6 protein-coding genes are annotated in these 13065 nt (G+C 59.6%); all 6 read left to right on the plus strand.

Translation table 11 applies throughout. From position 1 onward, the window contains the following. Positions 1 to 93 precede the first annotated feature (93 nt). Positions 94 to 4167 carry a DNA-directed RNA polymerase subunit beta gene (gene rpoB, locus KF707C_RS02800; protein WP_003448705.1) on the plus strand — a complete coding sequence of 1358 codons (4074 nt, stop codon included), beginning with the start codon at positions 94 to 96 and terminating at the stop codon, positions 4165 to 4167. Positions 4168 to 4233: 66 nt separating this feature from the next. Next, positions 4234 to 8433 (plus strand): DNA-directed RNA polymerase subunit beta', encoded by a 4200-nt coding sequence (gene rpoC / locus KF707C_RS02805; protein WP_003448706.1) that lies wholly within the window; start codon positions 4234 to 4236, stop codon positions 8431 to 8433. Between the two features lie 162 nt (positions 8434 to 8595). Then, positions 8596 to 8967 (plus strand): 30S ribosomal protein S12, encoded by a 372-nt coding sequence (gene rpsL / locus KF707C_RS02810; protein ID WP_003448708.1) that lies wholly within the window; start codon positions 8596 to 8598, stop codon positions 8965 to 8967. A gap of 109 nt (positions 8968 to 9076) precedes the next feature. Beyond that, on the plus strand, positions 9077 to 9547 hold the full coding sequence (rpsG, locus tag KF707C_RS02815) for a 30S ribosomal protein S7 (protein ID WP_003448710.1): 471 nt from the start codon (positions 9077 to 9079) through the stop codon (positions 9545 to 9547). Between the two features lie 18 nt (positions 9548 to 9565). Then, on the plus strand, positions 9566 to 11695 hold the full coding sequence (gene fusA / locus KF707C_RS02820) for an elongation factor G (RefSeq protein ID WP_003448711.1): 2130 nt from the start codon (positions 9566 to 9568) through the stop codon (positions 11693 to 11695). 30 nt (positions 11696 to 11725) lie between these two features. Next, on the plus strand, positions 11726 to 12919 hold the full coding sequence (tuf, locus tag KF707C_RS02825) for an elongation factor Tu (RefSeq protein WP_096368001.1): 1194 nt from the start codon (positions 11726 to 11728) through the stop codon (positions 12917 to 12919). Positions 12920 to 13065 lie beyond the last annotated feature (146 nt).

The raw sequence follows: 13065 nt of genomic DNA on the forward strand, positions 1-13065 counted from the left end.
TGAGAGGCGGCGCAAACCAAGGGGTTTGCACGATTTTCTGGCTACTCCCGTCGGAGGGGCCAAATAAGCAGGTGACCAAGCTGGGGAACGCTGATGGCTTACTCATACACTGAGAAAAAACGTATCCGCAAAGACTTTAGCAAGTTGCCGGACGTCATGGATGTACCCTACCTCCTGGCCATCCAGCTGGATTCGTATCGCGAATTCCTGCAGGCGGGAGTCAGCAAGGAACATTTTCGTGACATCGGCCTGCACGCGGCCTTCAAGTCTGTTTTCCCGATCATCAGCTATTCCGGCAACGCCGCCCTGGAATACGTCGGCTATCGCCTCGGCGATCCGGCGTTCGATGTCAAGGAATGTGTGCTGCGCGGCGTGACCTTCGCCGTACCGCTGCGGGTAAAAGTCCGCCTGATCATTTTCGACAAGGAGTCGTCGAACAAGGCAATCAAAGACATCAAGGAACAAGAAGTCTACATGGGGGAAATCCCCCTCATGACCGAGAACGGTACCTTCATCATCAACGGTACCGAGCGCGTCATCGTCTCCCAGTTGCACCGTTCTCCGGGCGTGTTCTTCGATCACGACCGCGGCAAGACCCACAGCTCGGGCAAACTGCTGTACTCGGCGCGTATCATTCCCTACCGCGGTTCCTGGCTGGACTTCGAATTCGATCCGAAGGACTGCGTATTTGTTCGTATTGACCGTCGCCGCAAGCTGCCAGCGTCCGTACTCCTGCGCGCCCTCGGCTACAGCACCGAAGAGGTCCTGGACGCCTTCTACGCCACGAACGTTTTCCACGTTAAGGGTGAAGGCCTGCATCTGGAACTGGTTCCGCAGCGCCTGCGCGGCGAGATCGCCGTGTTCGACATCAAGGATCAGTCTGGCAAGGTGATCGTGGAGCAGGGTCGCCGTATCACTGCCCGCCACATCAACCAGCTGGAAAAAGCCGGCATCAAGGAACTCGAAGTTCCGCTGGATTATGTCCTGGGTCGTACCACCGCCAAGGCGATCGTGCATCCGGCCACCGGCGAGATCATTGCCGAGTGCAATACCGAACTGACCACCGACCTGCTGGTGAAGATTGCCAAGGCTCAGGTTGTCCGTCTCGAGACGCTCTATACCAACGACATCGACTGCGGTCCGTTCATCTCGGATACCCTCAAGATCGACTCCACCGGCAACCAACTGGAAGCACTGGTCGAGATCTATCGCATGATGCGTCCCGGCGAGCCTCCGACCAAGGAAGCCGCTGAGACCCTGTTCAACAACCTGTTCTTCAGTGCCGAGCGTTACGACCTGTCCGCTGTTGGCCGCATGAAGTTCAACCGCCGTATCGGTCGCAGCGAAATCGAAGGCTCCGGTGTACTCAGCCGCGAAGACATCGTCGACGTCCTCAAGACCTTGGTCGATATCCGTAACGGCAAGGGCATCGTCGACGACATCGACCACCTGGGTAACCGTCGCGTGCGTTGTGTCGGTGAGATGGCTGAGAACCAGTTCCGTGTTGGCCTGGTGCGCGTAGAGCGTGCAGTCAAGGAACGTCTGTCCATGGCCGAAAGCGAAGGCCTGATGCCGCAGGATCTGATCAACGCCAAGCCGGTGGCAGCCGCGATCAAGGAGTTCTTCGGTTCCAGCCAGCTGTCCCAGTTCATGGACCAGAACAACCCGCTGTCCGAGATCACCCACAAGCGTCGCGTCTCTGCGCTTGGTCCAGGTGGTCTTACCCGCGAGCGCGCCGGTTTCGAGGTTCGCGACGTACACCCGACCCATTACGGCCGTGTGTGCCCGATCGAAACCCCTGAAGGTCCGAACATCGGCCTGATCAACTCCCTGGCGACTTACGCCCGCACCAACCAGTACGGCTTCCTGGAAAGTCCGTACCGCGTGGTCAAGGAAGGGCAGGTCACTGACGAGATCGTGTTCCTCTCCGCCATCGAAGAGGCCGATCACGTGATCGCCCAGGCGTCCGCGACCCTGAACGAGAAGGGTCAACTGGTCGACGAACTGGTGGCTGTGCGTCACCTGAACGAGTTCACCGTGAAGGCGCCGGAAGACGTGACCCTGATGGACGTCTCTCCGAAACAGGTCGTTTCCGTCGCTGCTTCGCTGATTCCGTTCCTCGAGCACGACGACGCCAACCGTGCACTCATGGGCTCGAACATGCAGCGTCAGGCCGTGCCGACCCTGCGTGCCGACAAGCCCCTGGTCGGTACCGGCATGGAGCGCAACGTTGCCCGTGACTCCGGTGTCTGCGTCGTGGCCCGTCGTGGCGGCGTGATCGACTCCGTCGACGCCAGCCGTATCGTGGTGCGCGTCAACGACGATGAAGTCGAGACCGGCGAAGCTGGTGTGGACATCTATAACCTGACCAAATACACCCGTTCCAACCAGAACACCTGCATCAACCAGCGTCCGCTGGTGCAGAAAGGTGATGTGGTCGCTCGCGCCGACATTCTCGCCGATGGTCCGTCCACCGACATGGGTGAGCTCGCTTTGGGTCAGAACATGCGCGTTGCGTTCATGCCCTGGAACGGCTTCAACTTCGAGGACTCCATCTGCCTGTCCGAGCGTGTGGTGCAGGAAGATCGCTTCACCACCATCCATATTCAGGAACTGACTTGCGTCGCTCGTGACACCAAGCTCGGCCCAGAAGAAATCACCGCGGACATCCCCAACGTGGGTGAGGCAGCGCTGAACAAGCTGGACGAGGCGGGCATCGTCTACGTCGGTGCCGAAGTGCAGGCTGGCGATATTCTGGTGGGCAAGGTCACCCCGAAAGGCGAGACCCAGCTGACTCCGGAAGAGAAGCTGTTGCGTGCGATCTTCGGTGAGAAGGCCTCCGACGTGAAGGACACCTCCCTGCGCGTGCCGACCGGCACCAAGGGCACCGTCATCGACGTTCAGGTCTTCACTCGTGATGGCGTTGAGCGCGACAGCCGCGCCCTGTCCATCGAGAAGATGCAGCTGGACGAGATCCGCAAGGACCTGAACGAAGAGTTCCGTATCGTCGAAGGCGCGACGTTCGAGCGTCTGCGCTCCGCCCTGGTGGGTCAGACCGCCGAAGGCGGCGCCGGCCTGAAGAAGGGTACCGAGATCACCGACGAGTACCTCGACGGCCTCGAGCGCGGTCAGTGGTTCAAGCTGCGCATGTCCGAAGACGCGCTGAACGAGCAGTTGGAAAAGGCGCAGGCTTACCTGTCCGACCGTCGCCAGATGCTCGACGACAAGTTCGAAGACAAGAAGCGCAAGCTCCAGCAAGGCGACGACCTGGCTCCGGGCGTGCTGAAGATCGTCAAGGTCTACCTGGCCATCAAACGCCGCATCCAGCCCGGCGACAAGATGGCAGGCCGCCACGGTAACAAGGGTGTGGTGTCCGTGATCATGCCGGTCGAAGACATGCCCCACGATGCCAATGGCACCCCTGTGGATATCGTTCTGAACCCCCTGGGCGTGCCGTCGCGTATGAACGTCGGCCAGATTCTCGAAACCCACCTCGGCCTTGCAGCCAAAGGCCTGGGCGAGAAGATCAATCGCATGCTCGAAGAGCAGCGCAAGATCGCCGAACTGCGTGAGTTCCTGCATGAGATCTACAACGAGATCGGTGGCCGTCAGGAGAATCTGAACGAGCTTAGCGACCAGGAGATCCTGGACCTGGCCAAGAACCTCAAGGGCGGCGTACCCATGGCCACCCCGGTGTTCGACGGTGCCAAGGAAAGCGAGATCAAGGCCATGCTGAAGCTCGCGGACCTGCCGGAAAGCGGTCAGATGCGCCTGTTCGACGGCCGTACCGGCAACCAGTTCGAGCGTCCGACCACCGTCGGCTACATGTACATGCTCAAGCTGAACCACCTGGTCGATGACAAGATGCACGCACGTTCCACCGGTTCCTACAGCCTGGTTACCCAGCAGCCGCTGGGTGGTAAGGCGCAGTTCGGTGGCCAGCGTTTCGGGGAGATGGAGGTCTGGGCACTGGAAGCCTATGGTGCCGCCTACACCCTGCAGGAAATGCTGACCGTGAAGTCGGACGACGTGAACGGCCGGACCAAGATGTACAAGAACATCGTGGACGGGGATCACCGCATGGAGGCCGGCATGCCCGAGTCCTTCAACGTGTTGATCAAAGAGATCCGCTCGCTCGGCATCGACATCGAACTGGAAACCGAATAACACGCGACGCCCAATACGCTACGGCTGGTCAGGCCGGTCGTAGCGGGTCCGTGAGGAGGAAAGGCCTTGAAAGACTTGCTGAATCTGTTGAAAAACCAGGGTCAAATCGAAGAGTTCGATGCCATCCGTATTGGTCTGGCCTCGCCTGAGATGATCCGTTCCTGGTCCTTCGGTGAAGTGAAAAAGCCGGAGACCATCAACTACCGTACCTTCAAGCCGGAGCGCGATGGCCTGTTCTGCGCCAAGATTTTCGGCCCAGTTAAGGACTACGAGTGCCTGTGCGGTAAGTACAAGCGCCTGAAACATCGTGGTGTGATCTGCGAGAAGTGCGGCGTGGAAGTCGCCCTGGCCAAGGTGCGCCGCGAGCGCATGGGTCACATCGAACTGGCTTCCCCCGTTGCCCACATCTGGTTCCTGAAGTCGCTGCCGTCCCGCATCGGCCTCCTGCTGGACATGACCCTGCGTGACATCGAGCGCGTACTCTACTTCGAGAGCTACGTCGTGATCGACCCGGGTATGACCACCCTGGAGAAAGGCCAGCTGCTGAATGACGAGCAGTACTTCGAGGCCCTGGAGGAGTTCGGTGACGACTTCGACGCCCGCATGGGTGCCGAGGCTGTCCGTGAGCTGCTGAACGCCATCGATCTGGATCACGAAATTGGCCGCCTGCGCGAAGAAATTCCGCAGACCAACTCGGAAACCAAGATCAAGAAGCTGTCCAAGCGCCTGAAGCTGATGGAAGCCTTCAAGGATTCCGGTAACCATCCCGAGTGGATGGTCCTGACCGTCCTGCCGGTACTGCCGCCGGACCTGCGTCCGCTGGTTCCGCTGGATGGTGGTCGCTTCGCGACTTCCGACCTTAACGACCTGTATCGTCGGGTGATCAACCGTAACAACCGCCTGAAGCGCCTGCTCGACCTGGCTGCGCCGGACATCATCGTGCGCAACGAAAAGCGCATGCTGCAGGAAGCTGTCGACGCCTTGCTGGACAACGGTCGTCGTGGTCGTGCCATCACCGGCTCGAACAAGCGCCCGCTGAAGTCCCTGGCCGACATGATCAAGGGTAAGCAAGGTCGCTTCCGTCAGAACCTGCTCGGTAAGCGCGTGGACTACTCCGGTCGTTCCGTGATCACCGTGGGTCCGACCCTGCGCCTGCACCAGTGCGGTCTGCCCAAGAAGATGGCCCTCGAGCTGTTCAAGCCGTTCATCTTCGGCAAGCTGGAAGCCCGCGGCATGGCTACCACCATCAAGGCGGCCAAAAAGATGGTCGAGCGCGAACTGCCCGAGGTCTGGGACGTTCTCGCTGAAGTCATCCGCGAACACCCCGTTTTGCTGAACCGCGCGCCGACCCTTCACCGTCTGGGTATCCAGGCGTTCGAGCCGGTGCTGATCGAAGGCAAGGCCATCCAGTTGCACCCGCTGGTGTGCGCGGCGTACAACGCCGACTTCGACGGTGACCAGATGGCCGTCCACGTTCCGCTGACCCTCGAGGCCCAGCTGGAAGCGCGTGCGCTGATGATGTCCACCAACAACATCCTGTCGCCCGCCAACGGCGAGCCGATCATCGTCCCGTCTCAGGACGTGGTACTGGGTCTGTACTACATGACTCGTGAGGCTGTGAACGCCAAGGGCGAGGGTCGCGTATTCGCTGACCTGCAGGAAGTCGACCGCGTGTTCCGCGCCGGCGAAGCGTCCCTGCACGCCCGCGTGAAAGTGCGCATCAACGAGACCGTGAAGGACAAGGACGGCTCCATCACCAAGAACACCCGCATCGTCGACACCACCGTCGGCCGCGCGCTGCTGTTCCAGGTGGTTCCGGCCGGCCTGTCGTTCGACGTGGTCAACCAGCCGATGAAGAAAAAGGCGATCTCCAAGCTGATCAACCAGTGCTATCGCGTGGTCGGTCTGAAGGACACCGTCATCTTCGCCGACCAACTGATGTACACCGGTTTCGCCTACTCCACCATTTCCGGCGTCTCCATCGGCGTGAACGACTTCGTCATCCCCGACGAGAAGGCCCGCATCATTGATGCCGCCACCGAGGAAGTGAAGGAGATCGAGTCCCAGTACGCCTCCGGCCTGGTAACCCAGGGTGAGAAGTACAACAAGGTGATCGACCTCTGGTCCAAGGCCAACGACGAAGTTTCCAAGGCGATGATGAGCAACCTCTCGAAAGAGAAGGTCATCGACCGCGAAGGCAAGGAAGTCGACCAGGAGTCCTTCAACTCCATGTACATGATGGCGGACTCCGGTGCGCGGGGTTCCGCGGCCCAGATCCGTCAGCTGGCCGGTATGCGTGGCTTGATGGCGAAGCCGGACGGCTCCATCATCGAGACCCCCATCACCGCGAACTTCCGTGAAGGCCTGAACGTACTCCAGTACTTCATCTCCACTCACGGTGCTCGTAAAGGTCTGGCGGATACCGCACTGAAGACCGCGAACTCCGGTTACCTGACTCGTCGTCTCGTCGACGTGGCCCAGGACCTGGTAGTGACCGAAGTCGACTGCGGTACCGAGCACGGCCTGCTGATGACACCGCACATCGAAGGCGGCGACGTGGTCGAGCCCTTGGGTGAGCGCGTACTGGGCCGTGTCATTGCCCGCGACGTGTTCAAGCCGGGTTCCGACGAAGTCATCGTTCCGGCCGGTACCCTGGTCGACGAGCAGTGGGTCGAGTTCATCGAGCGCATGAGCGTCGACGAAGTGATCGTGCGTTCGCCTATCAGCTGCGAAACCCGCTACGGCATCTGCGCCAAGTGCTACGGTCGCGACCTGGCACGTGGACACCAGGTGAACATCGGTGAAGCGGTTGGCGTTATCGCCGCCCAGTCCATCGGTGAGCCGGGTACCCAGCTGACCATGCGTACCTTCCACATCGGTGGTGCGGCTAGCCGGACTTCCGCTGCCGACAATGTCCAGGTGAAAAACGGCGGCACCATCCGCCTGCACAACCTGAAGCACGTGGAGCGCCTCGACGGTGCGCTGGTGGCGGTATCCCGCTCCGGTGAGCTTGCCGTTGCCGACGAGTTCGGTCGCGAGCGCGAGCGCTACAAGCTGCCTTACGGTGCCGTGATCTCCGTGAAAGAGGGCGACAAGGTCGACCCGGGCGCCATCGTCGCCAAGTGGGACCCGCACACCCACCCGATCGTGACCGAAATGAAGGGTACCGTTACCTTCGTCGGCATGGAGGAGGGCATCACCATCAAGCGTCAGACCGACGAGCTTACCGGTCTGACCAACATCGAGGTTCTGGATCCGAAGGATCGTCCGGCTGCCGGCAAGGACATTCGTCCGGCCGTGAAACTGGTGGACGCCAACGGCAAGGAGCTGCTGCTGCCGGGTACCGACGTGCCGGCCCAGTACTTCCTGCCGGCCAACGCCCTGGTGGGTGTGGCTGACGGTGCTCAGGTGGGCGTGGGTGATGTTATCGCCCGTATCCCGCAGGAAACCTCGAAGACCCGTGACATCACCGGTGGTCTGCCGCGCGTTGCCGACCTGTTCGAAGCGCGTCGTCCGAAGGAGCCGTCTATCCTGGCGGAAATCAGCGGCACCATTTCCTTCGGCAAGGAAACCAAGGGCAAGCGCCGTCTGGTCATCACGCCGAACGATGGTACCGATCCTTACGAGGAGCTGATTCCGAAGTGGCGTCACCTGAACGTGTTCGAAGGCGAGCAGGTGAATCGCGGTGAGGTGATCTCCGACGGCCCGAGCAACCCGCACGATATCCTGCGACTGCTCGGCGTCAGCGCACTGGCCAAGTACATCGTCAACGAGATTCAGGATGTGTACCGACTGCAGGGTGTGAAGATCAACGACAAGCATATCGAGACCATCCTGCGTCAGATGCTGCGCAAGGTCGAAATCGCTGAGTCGGGTGATTCCAGTTTCATCAAGGGCGACCAGATGGAGCTGACCCAGGTGCTGGAGGAGAACGAACGTCTGGCGAGCGAAGACCGCTTCATCGCCAAGTACGAGCGTGTCCTGCTGGGCATCACCAAGGCCTCGCTGTCGACCGAGTCCTTCATCTCCGCAGCGTCCTTCCAGGAAACCACTCGCGTTCTCACCGAGGCGGCGGTTACCGGCAAGCGCGACTACCTGCGCGGACTGAAGGAAAACGTGGTGGTGGGTCGCCTGATTCCGGCCGGTACCGGCCTGGCGTACCACAGCGAACGCAAGCGTCAGCGCGATGCCGGCAAGCCGGTCCGCGTTAGCGCGAGCGAGGTGGAAGCGGCGCTGACCGAAGCGCTGAACTCCAGCAGCAACTAAGTGCGATGCCCCCGGCGGTCCCTTCCGCCGGGGGCGTTGCCTTGACGGGGGCGTCGTGTCTCTTTAGACTCATGCACCCCTAAATTTGGCAGGGCATTTTGCTCTGTCATTTTGCTTTCTTTGTAAAGCAATAGCGTCGAAAGACAACAGTGGAGCAATTAGATGGCAACTATCAACCAGCTGGTGCGTAAGCCGCGCAGCCGTATCGTCGAGAAATCCGACGTACCTGCGCTGCAAAACTGCCCGCAGCGTCGTGGCGTTTGCACCCGCGTTTACACCACTACGCCGAAGAAACCGAACTCCGCACTCCGTAAGGTTTGCCGTGTTCGTCTGACCAACGGCTACGAAGTGACTTCGTACATCGGTGGTGAGGGTCACAACCTGCAAGAGCACAGCGTGGTGCTTATTCGCGGCGGTCGTGTAAAGGACCTCCCGGGTGTGCGTTATCACACTGTTCGCGGTTCGCTGGACACCACCGGCGTTAAAGACCGTAAGCAGGGTCGTTCCAAGTACGGTACCAAGCGTCCGAAGTAATTCGGTGTCTGACCAGTTTTCATATTCATTGAGTCGATAAGAGTAAGGTCGGGCGTAACCTTATGGTTATGGTCCCGGGCTAACCTGAAGACCGTTTGAGGGCTTATCAATGCCAAGACGTCGTGTAGCAGCCAAGCGTGAGATTCTGGACGATCCGAAATACGGAAGCCTGATCCTCGCCAAATTCATGAACCACGTGATGGAAAGCGGCAAGAAGGCCGTAGCCGAGCGCATCGTTTACGGTGCCCTGGATACCGTCAAATCCCGCAAGAACAGCGATCCCCTGGAAATCTTCGAGAAAGCTCTCGACGCCATCGCTCCGCTGGTCGAAGTAAAGTCCCGCCGTGTAGGCGGTGCCACTTACCAGGTTCCGGTCGAAGTTCGTCCGTCCCGTCGTAATGCCCTGGCCATGCGTTGGCTGGTTGAGTCCGCGCGTAAGCGTGGCGAGAAATCCATGGCCCTGCGCCTGGCTGGCGAGCTGCTCGATGCCTTCGATGGCAAGGGCGCCGCTGTCAAGAAGCGTGAAGACGTGCACCGCATGGCAGAGGCCAACAAGGCCTTCTCGCATTATCGCTTCTAATCTCGCGAGGATTATTTCGTGGCTCGTACAACCCCAATCAACCGCTACCGTAACATCGGTATCTGCGCCCACGTAGATGCCGGTAAGACCACCACTACGGAGCGGATCCTGTTCTACACAGGTCTCAGCCACAAGATGGGTGAGGTGCACGACGGCGCCGCCACTACCGACTGGATGGTGCAGGAGCAGGAGCGTGGTATCACCATTACCTCCGCTGCGATCACCACCTTCTGGGAAGGTTCGCGCGGCCAGTACGACAAGTACCGAGTCAACGTCATCGACACCCCCGGCCACGTAGACTTCACCATTGAAGTTGAGCGCTCCCTGCGCGTGCTGGACGGTGCTGTCGTGGTGTTCTGCGGCACTTCTGGCGTTGAGCCGCAGTCCGAAACCGTATGGCGTCAAGCCAACAAGTACGGTGTTCCGCGTATCGTCTACGTGAACAAGATGGACCGTGCTGGCGCTGACTTCCTGCGTGTCGTCGGTCAGATCAAGAACCGTCTGGGTCACACCCCGGTCCCGGTTCAGCTGGCCATCGGTGCGGAAGACGACTTCCAGGGTCAGATCGACCTGCTGAAGATGAAGGCCGTCTACTGGAACGAAGATGACAAGGGCACCTCCTATCGCGAGGAAGAAATTCCTGCGGAGCTGGTTGACCTGGCCAGCGAGTGGCGCAACAACATGGTCGAGGCTGCTGCCGAGGCCAACGAAGAGCTGATGAACAAGTACCTGGAAGAGGGTGAGCTGTCGATCGAAGAGATCAAGGCTGGCCTGCGGCAGCGTACTATCGCCTGCGAAATCGTTCCTGCTGTCTGCGGCTCGTCTTTCAAGAACAAGGGCGTGCCCCTGGTTCTCGACGCTGTTATCGACTTCCTGCCTGCTCCGACCGAGATTCCGGCGATTCAGGGTGTCCACCCGGACAGCACTGATGACAACGAAATTCACGACGAGCGTCCGGCCGACGATAATGCTCCGTTCTCCGCTCTGGCGTTCAAGATCGCTACCGACCCGTTCGTAGGTACTCTGACCTTCGTTCGTGTCTACTCGGGCGTTCTGGAGTCCGGTAACTCGGTTATCAACTCCGTGAAAGGCAAGAAAGAGCGCGTTGGTCGTATGGTGCAGATGCATGCGAACCAGCGTGATGAGATCAAGGAAGTTCGCGCCGGCGACATCGCCGCTCTGATCGGCATGAAGGACGTCACCACTGGTGACACCCTGTGCGACATCGAGAAGCCGATCATCCTCGAGCGTATGGACTTCCCGGAGCCTGTGATCTCGGTTGCTGTTGAGCCGAAGACCAAGGCCGACCAGGAGAAGATGGGTATCGCCCTCGGCAAGCTGGCTCAGGAAGACCCGTCGTTCCGCGTGAAGACTGACGAAGAAACCGGCCAGACCATCATCTCCGGTATGGGTGAGCTGCACCTGGACATCCTCGTCGACCGCATGAAACGCGAGTTCGGCGTTGAGGCCAACATCGGCAAGCCGCAAGTGTCCTATCGCGAGACCATCTCCAAGGACAACATCGAGATCGAAGGCAAGTTCGTTCGCCAGTCCGGTGGTCGTGGTCAGTTTGGTCACTGCTGGATCCGCTTCTCTGCTCCCGATGTGGACGAGAAGGGCAACATCGCCGAAGGTCTGGTGTTCACCAACGAAGTGGTAGGTGGTGTGGTTCCGAAGGAATACATCCCGGCAATCCAGAAGGGTATCGAAGAGCAGATGAAGAACGGCGTTGTCGCTGGCTATCCGCTCATCGGCCTGAAGGCGACCGTTTTCGACGGTTCCTACCACGACGTCGACTCCAACGAGATGGCGTTCAAGATCGCTGCTTCCATGGCGACCAAGCAACTGGCCCAGAAGGGCGGTGGTAAGGTGCTTGAGCCGATCATGAAGGTAGAGGTAGTGACTCCTGAGGATTACATGGGCGACGTGATGGGTGACCTGAACCGTCGTCGCGGTCTGATTCAGGGGATGGAAGACTCGGTTTCCGGTAAGGTTATTCGTGCCGAGGTTCCGCTGGGTGAGATGTTCGGTTACGCGACCGACGTGCGTTCCATGTCCCAGGGTCGCGCGAGCTACTCCATGGAATTCTCCAAATACGCCGAAGCTCCGTCGAACATCGTCGAAGCGCTGGTTAAAAAACAAGGTTGATTCAGCCCTTTAAGTAAGAGGTTTACTGTCGTGGCTAAGGAAAAATTTGAACGTAACAAACCGCACGTCAACGTCGGCACCATTGGTCACGTTGACCATGGCAAGACCACTCTGACTGCTGCTCTGACCAAGGTCTGCTCCGAGACCTGGGGTGGTTCGGCTCGTGCGTTCGACCAGATCGACAACGCTCCGGAAGAGAAGGCTCGCGGTATCACCATCAACACTTCCCACGTTGAGTACGATTCCGCTGTTCGTCACTACGCTCACGTTGACTGCCCCGGTCACGCTGACTACGTGAAGAACATGATCACCGGTGCTGCTCAGATGGATGGCGCTATCCTGGTTTGCTCCGCCGCTGACGGCCCCATGCCGCAGACTCGCGAGCACATCCTGCTGTCCCGTCAGGTAGGCGTACCCTACATCGTCGTGTTCCTGAACAAGGCCGACATGGTTGACGACGCCGAGCTGCTGGAGCTGGTCGAGATGGAGGTTCGCGATCTGCTGAACACCTACGACTTCCCGGGCGACGACACTCCGATCGTTATCGGTTCCGCGCTGATGGCGCTGGAAGGCAAGGACGACAACGGCATCGGCGTTTCCGCCGTTCGTAAGCTGGTTGAGACCCTGGACTCCTACATTCCGGAGCCGGTGCGTGCCATCGACCAGCCGTTCCTGATGCCGATCGAGGACGTGTTCTCCATCTCCGGTCGTGGCACCGTAGTGACCGGTCGTGTAGAGCGCGGCATCGTGAAGGTGGGCGAGGAAATCGAAATCGTCGGTATCCGTCCGACCACCAAGACCACCTGCACCGGTGTTGAAATGTTCCGTAAGCTGCTCGACGAAGGTCGTGCTGGTGAGAACATTGGCGCCCTGCTGCGCGGCACCAAGCGTGACGACGTAGAGCGTGGTCAGGTTCTGGCCAAGCCGGGCACCATCAAGCCGCACACCAAGTTCGAGTGCGAAGTGTACGTGCTGTCCAAGGAAGAGGGTGGTCGTCACACTCCGTTCTTCAAGGGCTACCGTCCGCAGTTCTACTTCCGTACCACTGACGTGACCGGTAACTGCGAGCTGCCGGAAGGCGTTGAGATGGTAATGCCGGGCGACAACATCAAGATGGTTGTTACCCTGATCGCTCCGATCGCCATGGAAGACGGCCTGCGCTTCGCTATCCGCGAAGGTGGTCGTACCGTTGGCGCTGGCGTGGTCGCCAAGATCTTCGAGTGATCGAAAATCTGCGTTGAGAAAAGGGGCCCTTTGGGCCCCTTTTCTTTTGGTTGATCAAAAGTTGACACCCTTCTGGGGCATCCGTACAATCACGCCTCCTTTTAACGGGCGTAGTCCGCCCGTTGGGGGCAAGCAGAGATAGAGTC

It is taken from the genome of Pseudomonas furukawaii, from assembly GCF_002355475.1.
Taxonomy (GTDB): domain Bacteria; phylum Pseudomonadota; class Gammaproteobacteria; order Pseudomonadales; family Pseudomonadaceae; genus Metapseudomonas; species Metapseudomonas furukawaii.

Coding starts and splice junctions, on each gene's coding strand:
- rpsL (WP_003448708.1), top strand. CDS start 8,596: ATGGCAACTATCAACCAGCTGGTGCGTAAGCCGCGCAGCCGTATCGTC.
- rpsG (WP_003448710.1), top strand. CDS start 9,077: ATGCCAAGACGTCGTGTAGCAGCCAAGCGTGAGATTCTGGACGATCCG.
- rpoB (WP_003448705.1), top strand. CDS start 94: ATGGCTTACTCATACACTGAGAAAAAACGTATCCGCAAAGACTTTAGC.